This window comes from Metabacillus litoralis (assembly GCF_020524045.1).
GTDB lineage: Bacteria > Bacillota > Bacilli > Bacillales > Bacillaceae > Metabacillus > Metabacillus litoralis_C.
On the sequence record NZ_JAIVKL010000005.1, the window covers coordinates 143,548 to 165,038 of the forward strand.

Below are 21,491 nucleotides of genomic sequence, written 5' to 3' on the forward strand. Positions count from 1 at the left end.
TAATGTCCGTACATGTGTATAATAAATAAAACAATCTCTAAGGTGGTGACTCTACCAATTGAAAAGGCTATTGATTGGATATTTAGTCTTATTTACAGTTTTCTTTATTTATATATACAACTATCATTTGAAAGATACCATAACAAGTTCTTATGCGGACAATCAGGAAAATCAATTTCGAGGAGACATTAATGAAAAATACGTTATGCTGACATTTCAATCTGGAATTGAATACTGGAAAAGTGCTATTAAGGGCTTTGAAGACGCAGCTAACGAGTTAAATGTTTCAGTTGAATATCGAGGAGCAACTCAGTATGATGTTCATGAACAAATGACTGTTTTAGAGCAAGTAATTGCTAAGAAACCAGATGGAATTGCATTATCTGCAATGGACCCATTTGCATTGAACTCAACTATAAATAAGGCAATAGAAGCTGGAATACCAGTTATACTATTTGATTCTGATGCACCAGCGAGTAATGCTCATACTTTTTTAGGTACAAACAATTATAGTGCTGGAAATGCAAGTGCTGACAAAATGGCAGAACTGCTTAAAGGAAAAGGAAAAGTTGCTGTCATCACTCTACCTAATCAACTTAACCATATAGAAAGAACAGAAGGATTTATAGAAACTGTACAGAAAAAATATCCTGGAATGGAAGTTGTTGCTATAGAGGATGGCAAAGGAGATCAATTACGTTCAAAATTAGTTACAGAGAAAATCTTAAAAGAGTATCCTAATATAAGAGGGATTTTTGCTACAGAAGCAAATGGTGGAGTAGGAATTACTAGTGCGATTGAATCTATTAAAAAAACAGAAGAAATTAAAGTTATTAGTTTTGACACAGATAAACAAACTCTAGATAAAATTAAAGAAGATGCTATAGCGGCGACAATTGCTCAAGGTACTTGGAATATGGGCTATTGGTCTTTACAAATCCTTTTTAAGAATAACCATGGTATAACTTCTACAGAAAAAATGGATAATTCGAAACAATTTCCAGCTTATATTGATACAGGTATAACAATTGTCTCAAAAGAAAATGTAGAAGATTTTTATGCTGATTAATGCTACTAGATTGAGAGTTGACTAGTATGAAGCAACCATTATTTCAATTCAATCATCTACCGATTAGACACAAAATTATCACGTTACTTCTTTTAATTAGTATTTTACCATCTATCGGATTGGGTCTTTTAACTGGCTATACAGTTGAGCACATAATAGATAAACAAGCTACACAACACACACTTCAACTAATTGAACAAGTAAATCGCACTTTAGAATCACATGCTAGCAATATGCAAAATATTACTTATTTATTATCTATGGACCCTGAAATTAAAAAATTTTTAAGCAACCAAGAAATAGAAGATCAGAATGAAAATGAAGAATATGAGATACGTCAATTTATGCAAGGGCTTTCAACCTTATATCCGGAGGTTGCAGGAATATTAGTTGTTAATAGTAACGGAGGATATGTCAGTAATGAATTGTATCCTAGATTTGAATACAACTTAACAAATGAGGCGTGGTATAAGGAAGCAGTTGAAAACGAGGGAATATTTAAAATTATAGGTCATCCAACAGATCGAAAGATTACAAGTCATGTTAAATATAAGAATAGTGAAGTAGTAACAGTTGTAAGAGCAATACTCCAACCAGAAACACAAAAAGTTCTTGGTGTTGTTTTAATTGATTTAAAGTTGAGAGTAATTGCTGAAGCAACCAAAAATGTTAGGTTAGGGAAATATGGTTATTTAATGGTTATTGATGAAAAAGGACAGGGGATTTATACTCCACCAACTCCTTTAATTGAAAATGTCCCTGAAAGGCTGCTTATAAATGAGGAAGATTCGGGATCTTTTTCAGAGAAAATAAACGGAAATAACCTTCAATTTATCTTTCAAAAGCAAGCGTTTACAAATTGGATAACAGTCGGTATATTTTCCATGAACGATTCTGTGGTGGAAGTTAGGAAAATACATTTATTCGTTATATCTTTTTTCTTTTTCGTTTGTTTGTTTGGTATAACTGCATCATACTATATTTCTAAATCAATGTCTGAACCTATTGTTCACCTCATGTCAATCATGAGACAGGTCGAATCAGGTACCTTGACAGTTCGTTATGAAGGTAATCGAAAAGACGAAATTGGTATGTTGGGTAAGAGTTTTAATCACATGATTTCTAAGATTATAAATCTCCTTTCATTAACCGAACATCATGAACGTCAAAAAAGAGAGGCTGAGCTTAGAAGTCTTCAAGCACATATTAAGCCACATTTTCTTTATAATACATTAGATACGATAAATTGGATGGCAAGAAATCAAGGAGCTGAAGATGTCTCAGAATTGGTATCCTCTTTGTCTAGGTTGTTTCGTATTGGATTAAATAAGGGACAAGATCATATTTTATTAACTGATGAAATAACACATATACAAAGTTATTTAAGTATTCAAAAAGCTAGATACAGAGATAAATTAAATTTTACTATTACAATTGAACCAGCCATACATGATGTTATGACTCTCAAACTTGTGCTACAACCAATAGTTGAAAATGCAATTTACCATGGAATTAAAGAAAGAAGAGGTCCTGGGCATATCTATATCCAAGCAAATAAAGAGCAGGATTTTTTGGTACTTACTGTTAGAGACGATGGGAAAGGTATAGAGCAAGATAGGCTTGGAAAACTCAGAAAGACTATGGATGCTTTATATGATAATAAAGAAAGTAAACAAATTGATATTGGGTACGGCATGATGAATGTACAGGAAAGAATCAAGTTAACATATGGAAACAATTATGGAATAAAGATTGATAGTAAAGTAGGGGAGGGAACAATAGTAACAATTTTCCTACCTATAAAGAGAGATATTATAGTTGATGATGCTAGAGCTTAAGGAGGGAGAAATGTGATTAATTCTATATGGAAAGTATTAATTGCCGATGATGAACCTATTATTCGGGAGGGAATCCGTCAATCTGTTGAATGGTCATCATTTAACATGTTTGTCGAAGCTGAAGCTGAAGATGGTGAAGAAGCTTTGGAGCTTGCTTTAAAATACTCTGTTAATATAATCTTAGTGGATTTGAATATGCCGATTATGAATGGACTTTCTTTAATAAAAAAAATAAGAGAACAACTACCATTATGTAAGATTATTATTATAACTGGTCATGATGAATTCACATATGCTCAGGAAGCCTTAAGATTAAATGTCACCGATTATATTCTAAAACCAGTTGAACCAAATAAATTAAATGAAGTTTTAAATCAAGTTGTTGAGGAATTGGAAAGTGATACAAAACAAGATGAATTTTTAGAGATGGCTTCAAGACAAATAGAGAATAATCTATCAATATTACGTGAACAATTTTTTAATAAATGGATAAATGGAACAATAAAGAATAGGGAAAGCATTATAAATCAGTTAAAATTCTTTGACCTCCCATTAAGTAGCCCAAAACATATTTTAGTCATTCAATGCCCAGAATACGTAGCTAATAAACCATTGTTGTCTGATAAAGATAAAAAAATCCTACTGTTTTCAATAGAGAATATAACTTCAGAAGTATTTGATCATTGTTCAAAAGTGAGTTTCAGAGATGAAACAGACCTAATCATCGTTTTGCTGTGGGATAGTATTTCTGAGAATCTATATAATATAGTGAAAATGAAAATAAAAGAGTACTTGAAAATATCTATAAATATTTATATTGAAAACATTGAAAATGACATTGGATCCATTGCTGAAGGATATGAAAACTGTAAAAAGAAATTAGTTAGTGAAACAACCATCTCACCAATTGTTAGAAGAGCTAGACATTATATTGAAAAAAATTTTACAGATTCTGATATAACAATTGAACGAGTAGCAGACAACTTACAAGTATCACCTGTTTATTTAGGTCGAATTATTAAACAAGATTTAGGAACGTCATTTGTTAGTTTAGTAACTAACTTAAGGATTAAAGAGGCTATTATGCTCTTAAATAATACTGACCTCCCAATTGTCCAAATAGCTGAAGAAGTAGGTTATGACACACAACATTATTTTAGTACAGCTTTTAAAAAAGTAGTTGGAGTTTCACCAAACAAGTATAGGAAAAATCCAACATTTATTAATGAATAACCTTACAACGTCCTATCTTTAACAACCCTTTTTCAATTATGAGAAAGGGTTGTTTTAATTAGGTTGTTTTCGTAAACTTTGTTGTTTTTAGAATCCTATTGGAAAAAACTCTGTATAAAGTCTAGTGGCATCTTTTCTTCTAAAAATTATACCTTTTATGCGATAAAACACTTTTTACCAACAGATAAAGATGTCAAATAGCAACAATCTTTCAGAAAAGAGACTTTAATTATTAATACACAATAAAAAAATGAAAGCGCTTAAATTAAAGTTTAATTATTATAAAAATTGTATTTTTATTGAAAAGACTGAAAATTAACAAGGTGATATATTTTATTCAATGGTGAACAACCTGATACAAGAAAAAAGAATAACAGGGGGAAGAGTAGATGAGAAATTTATTTTCAGTATTTATTTTAATATTTATGTTAGCTTCACTAGCAGCTTGTGGAGGAAACGAGGGAGCAAGTGGTGGAGAAAGTGGAACTGTAGGAATTGCGATGCCTACTAAATCCTCTGAAAGATGGGTGAACGACGGTGAAAATATGGTGAAAGAATTTGAATCATTAGGATATGAAACAGATCTACAATACGCTGAAGACGTAGTTGAAAATCAAGTTTCTCAGATTGAGAATATGATTACAAAAGAGGTAGATGTCTTAGTTATAGCACCTATCGATGGAGAAGCACTTTCAAACGTATTAGCTAAAGCTGATAAACAGGGAATTAAAGTAATTGCATATGATCGTCTAATAAAAAATACAGAGCATGTTAGTTACTATGCTACATTTGATAACTTTCAAGTTGGTGTTTTACAAGGTTCATATATTGAGGAATCGCTTGGATTAAAAGATGGAAAGGGACCTTTTAATATCGAGTTATTTGCAGGATCACCTGATGATAATAACGCTTACTTCTTCTTTGATGGAGCAATGTCAGTGTTACAACCTTATATTGATTCTGGCAAATTAGTTGTACAAAGTGGTCAAACTTCTTTTGATCAAGGTGCAACTTTAAGATGGGATGGATCTGTGGCTCAATCTAGAATGGATAACTTATTGAGTGCTTATTATTCAGGAGAAAAAGTTGATGCTATTCTTTCACCATATGATGGTATAAGTATTGGTATCATTTCTTCTTTGAAAGGTGTTGGCTATGGTTCAGGAGATAAACCAATGCCAATTATTACAGGTCAAGATGCTGAGTTAGCTTCAGTAAAATCGATAATTGCTAAAGAACAAACACAAACAGTATTTAAGGATACAAGAGAGCTCGCTAAAAAAGCAGTAGCAATGGCAGAGGCTGTTCTTAAAGGAAAAGAAGCAGAAGTAAATGACAAAGAAACATATGATAATGGTGAAAAAGTTGTACCAGCGTATTTATTGGAGCCAGTATCAGTTGATGTGAACAATTACAGTGAAGTACTAGTAGATAGCGGCTATTATACAGAAGATGAATTGACACAATAATTTACATGATATGGATTTAGGCTACTTAAGAAGAGTCAAGTTTAATAAAAGGGCTCTTCTAAGCAAGTCTAAATACATTTTAAAGGTGGTGTTTGTAATATGTCTGAAATTATTTTAGAAATGAGAAACATAACGAAGGAGTTTCCAGGCGTTAAAGCGCTTGAAAATGTGAATTTAAAAGTGAAACAGGGTGAAGTTCATGCCTTAGCAGGTGAAAATGGTGCAGGTAAATCAACTCTAATGAAAGTGTTAAGTGGGGTATATCCACATGGATCATATTCAGGAGATATTTTGTTTCAAAATCAGGTTTGTGAATTTAAAAATATTAAGCAAAGTGAAGAATTAGGAATTGTTATTATCCATCAAGAACTAGCACTCATCCCCGATTTATCAATTAAAGAAAATATATTTTTAGGAAATGAAAATTCTAAAAGAGGCATTATAAATTGGCATGAAACAACGAATAAAACAAAGGAACTATTAGAAAAGGTTGGTCTGAAAGAGTCCCCTGATAAATTAATTACGGAAATAGGAGTTGGAAAGCAACAGTTAGTAGAAATTGCAAAAGCCTTATCTAAAAAAGTTAAATTACTTATTCTAGACGAACCAACAGCTGCGTTGAATGAGGATGATAGTGAAAACCTATTGGAGTTGTTACTAGAATTTAAAAGACAGGGTATGTCAGCAATTATTATTACACACAAGCTGAATGAAATTTCTAAAGTTGCTGATTCAGTAACGATTTTACGTGATGGACAGACAATCGAAACGTTAGATATGGAAAAAGATAATGTAGATGAGGATAGGATTATTAAAGGTATGGTGGGAAGGGATTTAACAAATCGTTATCCTAAAAGGGATCCTAAAATTGGTGAAATAATTTTTGAAGTAAAAAATTGGAATGTATATCATACTAATGAGCGGAAGGTAATTGATAATGCTAATTTTCACATTAAAAAAGGTGAAATTATCGGAATTGCTGGGTTAATGGGTGCTGGTCGGACAGAACTAGCTATGAGTATTTTTGGAAAGTCTTTTGGGAAAAAAATAACTGGTGAATTATATAAAGATGGCAAGAAAATTCAACTTAATAATGTAAATCAAGCCATCAATAACGGAATTGCATATGTTACAGAAGATCGAAAGGGTAATGGTTTAGTTTTAATGGATGATATTAAACAAAATATATCATTAGTTAATTTAAAAAAGATTTCAAAGGGTTTTGTTATTAATAACAACCAAGAAGTTATAGAAGCAGAAAAATTTCGTGAGCAGATGAAAATTAAAACCCCTAGTGTTTTTCAAAAAACAGGTAATTTAAGTGGTGGTAATCAGCAAAAGGTTGTTTTAAGTAAATGGATTTTCTCACAACCAGATATTCTAATTCTAGATGAACCAACTCGGGGTATTGATGTAGGAGCAAAGTATGAAATTTATTCGATTATTAATCAGCTAGCAAATGAAGGGAAAGGCATCTTAATTATCTCATCCGAACTGCCTGAAATTCTTGGAATGTGTGATCGGATATACGCGATGAATGAAGGTAGGATAACAGGGGAGATAAATAGTCAAGATGCGACACAAGAAACTGTAATGAAGTATATGACAAAAAGTAAGGCTAGGGGAGGAGTATAACTATGCAGCCAATGACGCAAAAAGAGCATAACAGTAAACAACAACCTGACAGTAGATCGTATAAACAAATATTATCACAAATGATAAAAAGCAATATGAGACAATACAGTATGATTATAGCGCTTATCTTAATCATGTTACTTTTTCAGATATTAACAGAAGGTATATTATTAAAGCCTTTAAATATAACGAATTTAATTTTGCAAAATAGTTATATTTTAGTTCTAGCCATAGGCATGGTCTTAGTTATCATTACTGGACATATCGATCTTTCAGTAGGTTCTATAGCAGCATTTGTTGGAGCTATAGCAGCTATATTGATGGTAGACTATTCAATGCCTACTTATTTAGCTGTTATTATTTCATTATTATTAGGAGCAATAATAGGAGCTTGGCAGGGTTTCTGGATTGCTTATGTAAAGATTCCTGCTTTTATTGTGACATTAGCAGGAATGTTACTATTTAGAGGATTAACACTAGTTGTTTTAGAAGGTAAATCGATTGCACCTTTCCCAGAGACATTTAAGAAGATTAGCTCTGGGTTCATTCCGGATGTTTTTGGCGGAGGAAATGTTCATTTATTAACATTATTAATAGGTATATTTTTATCTATAATCTACGTGTTCAATGAAATAAAAGCTAGAAGTAATCAAAAGAAGTATAGTTTTGAAGTACAGCCAAAAGGAATCTTCATTGTTAAGCTTGTTTCATTAGTCGTTGTTATAAACATCTTTTCTTATGTATTAGCAATTTATGAAGGATTACCAAATATACTTATCATTTTAGGAATATTAATTTTAATTTATACTTTTGTAATGAGGAAAACAACGATAGGAAGACATATTTATGCTATTGGTGGAAATGAAAAGGCAGCACAGTTATCAGGTGTGAAAACGAAACGAGTCACATTTTTAGTGTTTGTTAATATGGGTGTATTATCTGCACTGTCTGGACTAATCTTTGCTGCAAGGCTTAATGCAGCAACACCTAAAGCAGGGAATTTATTTGAACTTGATGCAATTGCAGCATGTTTTATCGGTGGGGCATCTGCGTATGGTGGAATTGGTACTGTTCCAGGTGCTATTATTGGTGGGTTAGTTATGGGTGTAATGAATAATGGTATGTCACTAGTTGGATTGGGTATAGATTGGCAGCAGGCTATTAAAGGTTTAGTATTATTAGCTGCTGTAGCGTTTGATATTTATAATAAGAATAAAAATTTATAACAATTGAAAAGATAGGAAGAGATAAGGATCGTCAAAAATCTAGTTTATTTCACTAGAATATTTGACGATTTTTCTAATACATTTACTTTTATCACATGGTAAATCCTCTTGTTGTTATTCAAGAACATGACTATGTACTAATCTCTTTTTAATAAAGGAGTATATTTGTTGATAAAAAGTCCACTAAAGAAACTAAAAATTTTGCAAATAATGCAATCAAAACATAACGAGCAACAAACACAAATACAAAATAATTCTTTTTTTAATTTTATTCACTTTTAGTGTATAATAAAATCAGTTGTACGAATAAGTACTTATTAGAAACATACAAGTTGAAAGTGGTGGGAACAAATGGCACAACAAACAAAAGTTAGTATGGTGAAAGAAAAAATTAAAGAGTGGATCATAGACGGTAAGGTTTTACCTGGAGATAAAATTTATTCTGAAAATGAGTTAGTTAAAATGTTTGAGGTAAGTAGACATACAGTTCGACAAGCTGTAGGAGATCTTGTTCATGAAGGTTGGTTATATAGAGAGCAAGGTGCTGGAACATTTTGTTCAAATCGCTCAAATCAAGTTCAACCTCAAAGTGCTAATTCAACAGGTAAAAACATTGGTGTTATTACAACATATATCTCTGATTATATTTTCCCGTCAATTATTAAAGGGATAGAATCATACCTAACTTCTCACGGTTATTCTTTAACATTTGCTTGTACGGATAATGATCCTGAAAAGGAAAAGCAGTGTTTAGAAACAATGATTAATTCTAATATAGATGGTCTGATAGTAGAGCCTACAAGAAGTAGTAGTTATAATCCCAATCTTCATTATTATTTAGAAATGGAGCAAAATAATACACCTTTTCTAATGATAAATCAATATTATCCTCAGCTAAATCCACCTTACATTATATTAGATGATGAAAAAGGAGGATTTATTGCTACAGATCATTTGATCAAGTTAGGACATAAAAAAATAATTGGTTTATTTAAAAGTGATGATTTGCAGGGATTAAACAGGATGGAAGGGTTTATTCGTGCCTTCAGAGAAAATAATATCCCGTTTTTTCCAGAGATGTTTATTACTTTCACAACAAAAGAGAGAGATTTTCTTTCTAAATTAAAAGAGGTATTAAAAGATGCTACAAATAGACCAACAGCTATAGTTTGTTATAATGACGAAATTGCCGTTCAAGTTTTAAATGTTTTAAGAGAATATGATATAAAAGTTCCAGAGGACCTATCCATCATAGGATACGATAATTCTTACTTGTCTATAGCAACAGAGACAAAGCTTACTTCTGTTAACCATCCAAAAATGGATATGGGTATTGAAGCAGCAAAATGGATAGTAGCTGAAGTGGAAAAAAGAGACAATAAAGATAATACAAGTAGGCAGAAAGTTTATGAACCTGAACTAAAGGTAAGAAACTCTACTAGCTCATTAATTAAAGTAGAAGATAGTAAGATCATTATTTAAGGACTGCTATTGTGTTCATAAAAAATACAATGTCTATCGAAAATAAAGTAAATTAATTAAATTCTGCTGAGTGCATTTATTTAAAGTAAGTGCATTCAGTGTGTTTATTTATCATGATAAGTGTAATAGTAAAGATTTTATTTCATATTAAAAGTGCTTATATGTATCAGTGAGGAGGAAGTTGTTTGATTTCTTTAAATGAGCTTACTAACTTAGCAAACAAATGCACATGTGGAAACCATCATAATGATATTTTAATAGATGAAATTGTTATAAGTGATGATGCATTAATTAAAGCAGTAAAATATATAGAAAAAAGCCAGTTTGAAAAAGTAGTCATAATAGCAGATCAAAATACATTTGAAGTAGCAGGCAAAAGAGTTACTGAGATATTAAGTGATGAAAAAATAGATTATAGTATTACCATTATTAGTGCTAACAATCAAGGAGATGTTATTGCTGATGAAGAGGCTTTAATTGAGGCTATGTTAGGTATACCACAAAATGCTGATAGTATTATTGCTGTAGGTGCAGGTACAATTCATGATATTGCTAGATTTGCTAGCTATAAGATGGCTAAACCGTTTATTTCAATACCAACAGCCCCTTCAGTTGATGGATTTAATTCCATGGGAGCTCCTGTTGTCATTAAAGGTGTAAAAACAACTTATCAAATGCATTCTCCAATCGCAGTTTTTGCAGATATCAATGTTTTGCAAAAGGCACCTAAAGAAATGATCGCTGCTGGTTTTGGGGATATGATTGGAAAATACACATCTTTAGCAGATTGGAAGTTTTCACACCTCATAGCAAAAGAACCATATTGTTCTTTGTCCGCACAACTTACTAAAGAAGCACTAAATAATTGCGTGAATGCTGTAAAGCAAATTGAAAACGGTGACAAAGAAGGCATAAAGGTATTAATAGAGTCTCTTATACAATCTGGTTTGGCAATGCTTCTTGTTGGTTATTCTTCGCCTGCATCTGGTGGTGAACATCATTTATCACATTTTTGGGAAATGGATTTTATAAAAGAGAATAAATCACAGGTCCTTCATGGAGCTAAGGTGGGGGTTTCTTCTCAAATTATTCTAGATCTTTATAAAAACAATGTGCTAGATCTAATAGGTAACAAAGAACAATTAAAGAATTTCTCTACAGCTGAAGCAAAGGCAATTTTTGATAAACAGCATGAAATCATCACAATTTTAGAATTGTTACCTAAACCGAAAGAAATTGCAAATATGTTATCGATGTTAGAAGGTTCTGTTACTCCTTATGATTTAGGAATAGAGCCAGCACTTGTTCAAGACAGTTTAAATAAAGCCCATGAATTAAGAAATCGCTATACATTGTTGAAATTTTGGAACGAGCATATAGGTGAACATCAATATGTATAAAGAGTTAGAAGATGTAAAGGCTGTGTTTTTTGATCTTGATGATACATTATATGATCAACTCAAACCTTTCAGCTTAGCTCTAGAGTCTGAAAATTTAACAATAGAACCTTCATTAATTGAACCTTTATTTAAGAAGGTACGTTTTTATAGCGATTTGCTCTGGAAAACATATACGAATGGAAAAATAGATTTAGATGAGTTAAGAACAAAAAGACTTATAATGGCATGCAATGATTATAATGTTGATCTATCTCTTGAGAAAGCTAAAATGATACAAGCATCATATGAAAAACAACAGAATTCTATAAAACCCTTCTCAGATGTAGAGTCATTAATAATAAATTTGCATCAATACAAAAAAATGGTTGGAATTATTACAAATGGTCCTGTAGAGCATCAATATAAAAAAATAAAAGCACTGCAGCTACATCGGTTAATATCTAGAGATAAAATATTTATTTCTGATAGTATTGGGATAGCTAAACCAGACAAAAGGATTTTTCATTATGTTCAAAAGCAAGTAGAAGTTAACTCAAACCAATGCTGTTATATTGGTGATAACTGGGAAAATGACGTAATTTCTCCCATTGAAGCTGGTTGGAAAACCGTGTGGTTCAATCATAGAAATAGAGACCCGGAAACAAATCACTCACCTATTAAAGAAATTGTAGAGTATAAAAATTTCATGGTATAGACGAACAAAAATTTTTATAGAAGTTAATTGAGGGGTTCGGTTTATATGCAGCAGAATTTTAGCGTATTTGAAGGCATAAATCGTGTATTAGAATGGTTTGCGCGATTTGCTGTTTTAAATTTACTTTGGGTAGCATTTAATTTACCAATAAGTGTTCTTGTCATATCTTTAGCTTTAACCAATCAGGTGGCAGTTATTGTGACCACTTGGTTTATTATTGCACTTTTGGCACCTTTTTTCTTTTTCCCAGCAACGACAGCTATGTATGCTGTGGCTAGGAAGTGGATATTAGGAGAACGTGATTTATCTATCATCCGCACATTCTGGGGATATTATCGAGAAAATTATAAAAGAAGCATAGCTAGTGGTGCTTTACTTGTTCCAATATGGATAATATGTGTATTAGATATTTATTACTTTTTTCAACTGAACTTAATTGTAAGTATTATTCTTATATTTATGCTAATATTCCTATTTATATATACAACAAATCTATTTTCGATTAATGTTAATTTTTCAGTAAGCTTTAAGTCAGCGTTAAGAAATGCACTAAGCTTTACATTGATAAAACCCTTAAATAGCTTGGTGATAGCGATGATCAACTTGTTTATTTTATACCTTAGTCTGACGAGCTATACTTTTTTACTTCCATTTTTCACAGGATCGACTATCGCATTCCTATCTTATTACACATTTAATAAAAAATTTAGTAAGGTACAAGAAATGCAAGAAAAGTAAACAAGTGGGTCAGAGTTTCTATTATAGAAACTCTGGCTTTTTTTATACCTGAATTTTTATTAGTTTGTATCTTTCTTTATGTCGCCTTCCTTTGAATTAAATCGTATTCTCGTGATTTTACTTATTATATTTTAAACATAAGATTTTATGTAAAATATAACCTTTATTTTAACTATCTTGTTCGGACAAATAGAGTTAGAATCAAGAAGAGCAGAAAAAATAGTAAGAATAAAGAATTATACTAATTAATTCCACTTGGAAATTTAATGTAAATTTGTAGAACAAATGATGGAAATTACTAGTAAATACGTTTATAAGTTTCTCCAACTGCTCAATATTATGTAAAATAAAGTTACAAAGAATATAGAAAGGTTGATATCATGGGATTTTTAAGGTGAATAAAGACACGTACGTACCTATAAAGCAATAAAAAACAAAATAATACAAATTTTTTATAAAAACTCGTTGACATGTACGAACAGGTGTAATAATATATAGTTAAAGAAGCGCTTACATAACAAAGATAAAATATTCAAACTAATAAAAAAGATTAAGCCACCTTTGTTCTGTAAGTCTACTTTTATATTAAAATAGCTTTAGGGGGGATTAAGTTGTTTAAGAAGTCTAAAAATAAACTAAGTAGGTTTTTGTTAATCTCGATGTTAGTAGTCGTTGTAGGAGGAGTTTTAGGAGCTTGTAGCAGTGAAGGTTCTGGCGGCGATAGTGGTGGTAAAGTAAATTTAACTTTCATGTTTAGTGGTCAGCCTCAAGAACAAACAGCTTATAAAAACGTAGTTAAGAAATTCGAAGAAGCTAATCCGAATGTTAAAGTAAAAACAGTAGTAACAGCTGGTGATCAATATGATACGAAACTACAAGCTGCAATTGCTGGAAACAGTGTTCCTGATGTTTTCTTCTATAATCCTGGTAATTTAAAAGCTTATGTAAACGCTGGAGTTTTAAAGGATATTACAGAATTAGTTGAAAATGCTGAAGGTGTAGATTTAACTAAGGTTTGGGAAACTGGTATTAATAAATATCGTTATGATGGTGAAGTTGCTGGTCAAGGTGCAATCTACGGTTTACCTAAAGATCTAGGGCCTTTCGCTTTCGGATATAACAAAACAATGTTTGAAGAAGCTGGAATTCCTCTTCCAGATCCAGACAAGCCTTATACGCTAGAAGAATTCTTAGAAGTTAACAAAAAGTTAACAAAGGATAAAGATGGCGATGGCAAAATAGATCAATGGGGTACTGGACTTAATGTTAACTGGTCATTACAACCATTTGTATGGAGTAATGGAGCAGATTGGTTAGATGAAACAAATACAAAAGTTACAGTTGATGATCCTAAATTTGCTGAAGCATTACAATATTTTGCAGATTTACAAAATGTTCATAAAGTAACACCATCAGTTGCAGAAGGTCAAACTCTTGATACGTACCAAAGATGGATGCAAGGTCAAATCGGTTTCTTCCCAGTAGGTCCTTGGGATATGGGAGCATACAAAGATTTGAAATTCGAATATGATTTATTACCTTGGCCTGTTGGTTCTACAGGAGAAACAAAAGCTTGGATCGGTTCTTTAGGAATTGGTGTATCTGAAAAAACGAAGCATGCTGAATTAGCTGCTGAACTAGCATTATACTTATCTGCAGATGAAGAAGGACAACAAGCATTAGTAGATCAACAAGTTCAATTACCAAATAATACAGATGTTGCTGCTGAGTGGGCTGCAGATGATTCAATTAAGCCTGCAAATAAAGAAGAATTCTTACAAATTATTGAAACATATGGTCGTGATTTACCAACAAACTTCACTTATACAGGTGAGTGGTATGATGAGTTCTTCAAGAATATCCAACCAGTAATTGATGGTAAGAAAACAGCTGAAGAATATGTAAAAGAAGCACAACCAAAAATGCAAAAACTTCTTGATAAAGCAATTGAACAAGAAGAAAAAGCTAAAAACTAATTTAACAAACATAGATAATATGGTGCTGGGGCAATATTCTAGCACCATTTATCTTAAAGTATTGGAAGAATAGAAATATGTACTTAAATTCAGTGTCTACAGCTCCAGTGCCTTCGAAGGAAAACATTTCCTAGGTCATAAGGCAATTTGGAATTGAAGGCAAGGTGAGCCTTCTGTTCCAAATTGCCTTATTTTTCCTAGGTAAATCAAGGCGCTTGCACTTTTTACTAACTCTCTGATAGTAGATTAAGGTTAAAGCCCTTTTAAAAGAAATGGGGAGAAAAATATGAAAAACAAAACGTCAAAACTTTATAAAAGTGAGCGAAGAAATGCATATATGTTCGTAGCATTGCCAATATTAGGCTACTTAGTATTTATTTTAGCGCCAACTATTTATTCAGTTTATGGTTCATTTACAAGTTGGAATGGTTTAGGGCAAATGGACTTTATTGGGTTACAAAATTATGTTTTTCTACTAACCGATGAATCTTTCCATAAAGCTCTTTACAATACGGTCTTCATGATGCTTGGTATTCCATTAGGATTAATATTAGCTCTATTATTAGCTTTAGGATTAAACAGAGCGATCTTTGGAACTCAAGTTTTCCGAGTTTTATACTATGTACCAGTCATTTCTTCAATTGCTGCTATCTCAATCCTTTGGCAGTGGGCTTACAATGGTGATTATGGTTTAGTTAACCAATTTTTAGCGATTTTTGGAATAGATGGACCAAGTTGGTTAATGAATAAGCACACTGTAAAGCCAGCTTTAATTCTTATGACAGTCTGGAAAGGCTTAGGATATAGCATGCTTTTATATTTAGCTGCATTACAGAGTGTACCAAAAACGTACTATGAAGCAGCAAAATTAGATGGAGCTAATGGGTTCCAAATGTTTAAAAACATCACATTACCGATGGTGAAACCAGTAACTTTCTTTATTGTTGTTACATCAATCATTGGTGGAGCGCAAATTTTCACTGAAATTAACGTAATGACACCAACTGGTGGTCCAGAGTATTCATCTGCAACGGTTGTTTTCTATATTTGGCAAAAAGCATTTGGTAACTTTGAAATGGGTTATGGCTCTGCAATGGCAGTTGTTTTAGGTATTGGTATTTTCCTTGTTACCTATATACAATTTAAGGTTAATGAAAAATCATCTTATGAACTTGATTAATCATGTCAGTCAGAGTAAAAGGGAGTGGAAATGATGGATACTGTATTAGATAAAAAACCGGAGCCTAAAATGAAATATCAATCTGAAAAGAAAACAACAAGAATAACGAATATCATTGTTTTCTGCTTGTTATCAGTTGGAGCAATTTTCATGGTCGCACCTCTTTTGTGGATGGTGGCAACTTCATTTAAAGAAATTGAAGAAGTGTATGCACTACCACCTGTATGGATCCCGGAATCCTTTAATTTTGTCAAATATGTAGAAATTTGGGAAAAAGGTCCTTTGTTACAAGGTATAATAAATAGTTTAATTGTAGCTGTGTCCGTTACTGTTATTGGTACGTTCACATCTAGTTTAGCAGCATTTGCATTTGGTAAAATGAATTTTCCGTTTAAAAATGCAATTTTCCTACTATTATTGACTGCGATGATGATTCCATATCCGGTTGTTATGATCCCGCAATTTATCATCTTTTCACAAATTGGCTGGGTAGATACTCTTTTACCGCTTATCGTTCCAGGGTTATTTGGGAATATCATCATGGTGTTTTTCTTAAGACAATATTTAACAAGTGTTCCAAATTCAATTATTGAGGCAGCAAAGATTGATGGTTGCTCTTATTTTAAAATCTTCTATAAAATCATATTCCCATTAGTTCGTCCAGCAGTTGCTGCACAGCTAATTTTATGGTTTATGACAATTTGGAATGATTATCTAGGTCCTATTCTTTATTTAAACTCACCTGAGAAACAAACATTACAGCTTGTTATTGCAAACTTTAACTCTACTTATGCAATACAAAGTGATTATCCATTAATTATGGCAGCATCAGTTGTTTCTTTATTACCTATGTTAATTGTCTTTATTTTCTTCCAAAAACAGATTATCGAATCTGTTGCAATTTCTGGTGTTAAAGGATAACTAAGCTTAAATTATGGAGCATAAATAAACTCTAGTATTCTAGAAAGTTATAGAACTCCAATATTTCTACTATAGTGGCTAAATGGAATGAACTAGCTAGCCTAATCTACTTTAACTTGATTTAGATTTAGATTAGGCTAGCTAGTCACCATGTAATGGCCACTTTTCCTTTATAAAAGGCTCTTTTCTGAAAGATTGTTGCTAAATGATCTTAGTATCTGTTAAAAACAGTGTTTTATTGCATAAAAAGTACGATATCCAAGAAGAAAAGATGCCACTAGATTATTTACAGTCCTGTTTACTTCAAATTACTAAAAGCAACAAAGTTTACGAAAATAGCCTTATAAAAGCAAGGGAGGTTAAATAAATGAAGCGTGTTACTTATTTTGCTGATAAAAACTACAAAGTAGGAGAGGTAGATCCAAACTTATTCGGGTCATTTATTGAACATTTGGGGCGTGCTGTTTATACAGGTATTTATGAACCTGATCATCCACTAGCTGATGAAGATGGATTTCGTAAAGATGTAATGGAATTAGTAAAAGAATTAAATGTTCCGATTGTTCGCTATCCTGGAGGTAATTTCCTATCAGGCTATGATTGGACGGATGGAATTGGACCAATAGATAAAAGACCAACAAGACTTGATCTTGCATGGCGTACAACAGAACCAAATGAAGTAGGAATAGACGAGTTTATGAAGTGGGCCAATAAGTCCAATATCGAACCGATGTTAGCTGTTAATCTAGGTACTGGAACTCCGAAGGAAGCTGGGAATTTAGTTGAATATTGTAATCATCCAGGTAATACATATTGGAGTGATTTACGTATCAAAAACGGCCACAAAGACCCACATAATGTAAAGGTGTGGTGTCTGGGTAATGAAATGGATGGTCCCTGGCAAATCGGTCAATTAAGTGCAGAAGATTATGGAAAAAAAGCAAGAGAAGCAGCAAAAATTATGAAATGGGTAGATCCAACGATTAAATTAGTTGCTTGTGGTAGTTCATCTGCAGAAATGCCAACATTTCCAGAATGGGATCGCGTTGTATTAGAACACTTATATGAACATGTTGATTATATTTCATGTCATAGATATTACGAGAATCTTGGGAATGTTAATGATTTCTTGGGATCATTTGCTGATATGGACAATTTCATTAAAACAATTGCAAGTACAGCAGATTATGTACAGGCGAAAAATAGAAGTAAAAAGAAGATGTACATTTCATTTGATGAATGGAATGTTTGGTATCAGAAAAAGGTAGAATTAAAAGATTGGGAGATTGCTCCACCCATTCTTGAAGATAATTACTCATTATTAGATGCACTTGTTTTTGGAGGGTTGATGTGTACATTATTGCAACACGTTGATCGAGTGAAAATGGCGTCACTAGCACAATTAGTAAATGTTATTGCACCTATTTTCACTCAAAAAGGTGGGCCAGCTTTTAAACAAACCATCTTCTATCCTTTCTTCCAAGTTTCTAATTATGGAAGAGGTGAGGTGCAAATACGTTAGTTGAAGCACCAAAAATGGATACGAATAAACATGGTGAAATTCCAGTCGTTCAATCATCGACAACATATAACCCCGAAGATAATACATTAAGTATCTTTGCTTTAAATTGTTCAGAAAATGATGATCTTTTACTAGATGCTCAATTCCGTTCATTTGGTTCAGTTAAAATCATTGATCATCTTGTTATGGATGGACCTGATCTTTATGCAACTAATAATTTTGACTCACCAGAAAACGTTAAACCGAAAAAGTATGACATCTCAAGCGAAGCGGGTGAACAGCTAGAAATAACGCTTCCTAAAATGTCATGGAATATGATCCGTCTTCAATGTGAAACAAGTTTATGAAAATCAGATTCTAGTAAAAAAATATGGAAATATCCAAAATTATAATATAGGAGTTGTCTAACATGGCAGAATTTAAAGTTAATAATCCACTAATCGAACAACGAGCAGATCCTTGGATCTATAAACATACTGATGGGTTTTATTATTTCACTGGTTCTGTACCTGCATATGATAGAATCGAACTTCGTCGTTCTGAAACAATTCAAGGATTAACAAACGCTGAAACGAAAACCGTTTGGGTAAAACATGAAAGCGGGAAGATGAGTGCGAATATATGGGCACCAGAAATTCATTTTATTGATGGTAAATGGTATATCTATTTTGCTGCTGCAAGAACATCTGAAACAAAAGATGGCTTGTTTGATCATCGTATGTTTGTTCTTGAAAACTCATCAGAAAATCCATTAGAAGGTGAGTTTATTGAGAAAGGTCAAATTATCACAAAGTGGGAATCCTTTGCACTAGATGCAACTTCTTTTGAGCATAATGGAGTTCGATATTTAGTATGGGCTCAGAAAGATCCTGAAATCTTTGGTAATTCTAATTTATATATCTCAGAAATGGAGAATCCATGGACATTAAAAGGTGAACAAGTATGTATTACAACACCTGAATATGACTGGGAGAAGATTGGGTTCTTAGTTAACGAAGGAGCAGCTGTTTTAAAACGAAACGGTAAAATCTTCATATCGTTTTCAGCAAGTGCAACAGATTTTAACTATTGCATGGGCTATTTAACTGCAGATGAAAATAGTAATCTATTAGATCCAGCTTCATGGCATAAAACGCCTGAACCAGTATTTGTAACAAATGAAGAAACTGGTCAATATGGTCCTGGTCACAATAGTTTTACAGTTTCTGAAGATGGGTCACAGGATATCCTTGTTTACCATGCTAGAAACTATAAAGAAATTGAAGGTGATCCACTATATGATCCTAACAGACACACACGTGTTCAAGTTTTAGAGTGGAACGAAGATGGTACACCGAACTTTGGAATTCCTGTTCCAGATAGCAAATAATGAGTTGGAAAAAAGGCTGATATATAGTCAGCCTTTTTTATTCGATTAAATTTCTATTAAGCTACAAAATATTTGCTTAATTTAGAGTTACCTCGAAAGGAAGAAAGGTATGATCATGTTTTTTACGACAGTGTCATTTCATAATTTAAACATAATTACTTTCAATAGATTGATAAGAAAAACTCTCTCTATTGTCACGCATTCTAACTACTAGGAAGCTAACAGAATAGCAAAGGAAGGTGTTCAATATGTTGAGAAGAAAAGTAGTTATATCAATTATTGTTACGATCTCTATTTTAATTTTTGGCGGATTAACTCTTTTTCTGACAAGCAGTAATCAAAATGGCGTTGCGCTAAATGAAAGTCAATATCCATCTCCTCCACCAAAAACTCTTAATGAAAAAATTAATCCCGATATTATAAACTCAGAGTCAGAATGGACAACAAATAATACTCATGATGCTGAAATTATAAAGGTTGATGATTGGTATTACACTTTTTCAACTGATTATATGGTGGCAGGTACACCGAGTCCAGGTATCCAAATAAGAAAATCAAAAGATATGGTAAATTGGTCATTTGTCGGCAGAGTGTTTAATTCTGTATCAATGGAGGCTGCTGAGTGGACTAAAGGTGGTAACACCTTTTGGGCACCAGATGTTATTGAAATGAATGGAACTTTTTATCTTTATTATTCTGTCTCTGGTTTTGGCACTAGAAATTCCTATATAGGGCTAGCGACAAGTACTTCCATTGAAGGGCCTTGGGAGGACCAAGGTGCAGTAGTGAAAACGCAGGAAGAAGATAAAAAGACAGTTAATGCCATTGATCCAGGAATCATCATTGATAAAGAGGGAAATCCGTGGATGACTTATGGATCGTATTTTGGTGGAATTTTTATTGTCGAGCTTGATAAAAGCACTGGAAAATTAAAATCACCCGAAGAAGAGGGTACTTTAATCGCTCAGCGTAAAAACAATGATTATGAAATCGAAGGACCAGCGATCATGTATAACGATGATACGGAAATGTATTATTTAACACTTTCGTACGGTTGGCTTGAAGATACCTATAATGTTCGTGTTGCCCGATCAGCGAATATTGAAGGACCTTATTTAGATTATAATGACAAAAATATGGTTGATCTTACAGAAGGATCATTCGACACAGGGACAAAAATTGTAGGTTCATATTCATTTAATAATGATACTGGTTGGTTAGGTACAGGTCATAATGGCTTAATTCAGGATGGTGACAAATATTATATCACTCATAATGCAAGAGCTGGAGAGGATTTATATTGGTCACATCTTCATGTAAGAGAAATAATCTGGACAGAAGATGGCTGGCCAGTTGTTTCACCAGAACGGTATGCAGGTATTCCTGAAAAGTCGACAGAAGAATTAACTGAAAAGAATATTGTTGGAGAATGGGAGTATCTAACTTTAAGTCGTATTGATGATGCGATGGCTACTTCTAGTGATCTAACATTATTTGAAGATGGAAAGATAAATGAAAAAGATGGTAAGGATTATTGGGAATTATCTAGTACTAATACCCTTAAATTATATTGGTATGATACCGAAGCGCCTGACAATTATTGGATTGATACTGTAACTGTTCTTCCTCAATGGGATTGGGAAAATTGGAAACCTACTTTGGTATTCACTGGATTAAATGAAGAAGGTACAGCAGTATGGGGTAAGAAAATATCAAATGAGATTGGAAAGTGAGGGAAA

At 32.6% G+C, this 21,491-nt stretch carries 15 protein-coding genes and 1 pseudogene; all 16 read left to right on the forward strand.

Annotation, left to right across the window (positions count from 1 at the left end; all coding sequences use genetic code 11):
* The first annotated feature begins 58 nt into the window (after positions 1–58).
* On the forward strand, positions 59–1,069 hold the full coding sequence (locus tag LC076_RS09160; protein ID WP_226667903.1) for a substrate-binding domain-containing protein: 1,011 nt from the start codon (positions 59–61) through the stop codon (positions 1,067–1,069).
* A 26-nt stretch (positions 1,070–1,095) separates the two neighbouring features.
* A complete protein-coding gene (locus tag LC076_RS09165) occupies positions 1,096–2,907 on the forward strand; it encodes a sensor histidine kinase (RefSeq protein ID WP_226667904.1) in 1,812 nt (603 codons plus the stop codon).
* Positions 2,908–2,919: 12 nt separating this feature from the next.
* The gene (locus LC076_RS09170; protein ID WP_319005500.1) at positions 2,920–4,140 is read left to right on the forward strand and encodes a response regulator; all 1,221 of its coding nucleotides are present in this window, start codon (positions 2,920–2,922) and stop codon (positions 4,138–4,140) included.
* A 389-nt stretch (positions 4,141–4,529) separates the two neighbouring features.
* The gene (chvE, locus tag LC076_RS09175) at positions 4,530–5,609 is read left to right on the forward strand and encodes a multiple monosaccharide ABC transporter substrate-binding protein (protein WP_319005501.1); all 1,080 of its coding nucleotides are present in this window, start codon (positions 4,530–4,532) and stop codon (positions 5,607–5,609) included.
* A 99-nt stretch (positions 5,610–5,708) separates the two neighbouring features.
* Complete coding sequence (gene mmsA / locus LC076_RS09180) at positions 5,709–7,244, forward strand: multiple monosaccharide ABC transporter ATP-binding protein (protein ID WP_226667906.1); 1,536 nt, start codon at positions 5,709–5,711, stop codon at positions 7,242–7,244.
* Positions 7,245–7,246: 2 nt separating this feature from the next.
* Positions 7,247–8,470, forward strand: coding sequence for a multiple monosaccharide ABC transporter permease (gene mmsB, locus LC076_RS09185; protein ID WP_146948721.1), 1,224 nt, complete (start codon positions 7,247–7,249; stop codon positions 8,468–8,470).
* Positions 8,471–8,821: 351 nt separating this feature from the next.
* Positions 8,822–9,952 (forward strand): GntR family transcriptional regulator, encoded by a 1,131-nt coding sequence (locus tag LC076_RS09190; protein WP_226667908.1) that lies wholly within the window; start codon positions 8,822–8,824, stop codon positions 9,950–9,952.
* A 185-nt stretch (positions 9,953–10,137) separates the two neighbouring features.
* The gene (locus LC076_RS09195) at positions 10,138–11,352 is read left to right on the forward strand and encodes a sn-glycerol-1-phosphate dehydrogenase (protein ID WP_226667911.1); all 1,215 of its coding nucleotides are present in this window, start codon (positions 10,138–10,140) and stop codon (positions 11,350–11,352) included.
* Positions 11,345–12,046, forward strand: coding sequence for an HAD family hydrolase (locus LC076_RS09200; protein ID WP_226667912.1), 702 nt, complete (start codon positions 11,345–11,347; stop codon positions 12,044–12,046). The genes LC076_RS09195 and LC076_RS09200 overlap by 8 nt, the downstream gene beginning before the upstream one ends.
* Before the next feature lie 45 nt (positions 12,047–12,091).
* Positions 12,092–12,784, forward strand: coding sequence for a YesL family protein (locus LC076_RS09205; protein WP_226667917.1), 693 nt, complete (start codon positions 12,092–12,094; stop codon positions 12,782–12,784).
* 659 nt (positions 12,785–13,443) lie between these two features.
* Complete coding sequence (locus LC076_RS09210) at positions 13,444–14,760, forward strand: ABC transporter substrate-binding protein (RefSeq protein ID WP_413465969.1); 1,317 nt, start codon at positions 13,444–13,446, stop codon at positions 14,758–14,760.
* A gap of 286 nt (positions 14,761–15,046) precedes the next feature.
* A complete protein-coding gene (locus LC076_RS09215; RefSeq protein ID WP_226667921.1) occupies positions 15,047–15,940 on the forward strand; it encodes a carbohydrate ABC transporter permease in 894 nt (297 codons plus the stop codon).
* Positions 15,941–16,009: 69 nt separating this feature from the next.
* Positions 16,010–16,861 carry a carbohydrate ABC transporter permease gene (locus LC076_RS09220; protein ID WP_226668536.1) on the forward strand — a complete coding sequence of 284 codons (852 nt, stop codon included), beginning with the start codon at positions 16,010–16,012 and terminating at the stop codon, positions 16,859–16,861.
* Between the two features lie 367 nt (positions 16,862–17,228).
* Positions 17,229–18,730: pseudogene (locus tag LC076_RS09225) on the forward strand (alpha-N-arabinofuranosidase).
* Positions 18,731–18,792: 62 nt separating this feature from the next.
* Positions 18,793–19,752: a family 43 glycosylhydrolase gene (locus LC076_RS09230; protein WP_226667922.1), complete on the forward strand. Its 960-nt coding sequence runs from the start codon at positions 18,793–18,795 to the stop codon at positions 19,750–19,752.
* A 251-nt stretch (positions 19,753–20,003) separates the two neighbouring features.
* Positions 20,004–21,485 (forward strand): arabinan endo-1,5-alpha-L-arabinosidase, encoded by a 1,482-nt coding sequence (locus tag LC076_RS09235; protein ID WP_226667924.1) that lies wholly within the window; start codon positions 20,004–20,006, stop codon positions 21,483–21,485.
* Positions 21,486–21,491 lie beyond the last annotated feature (6 nt).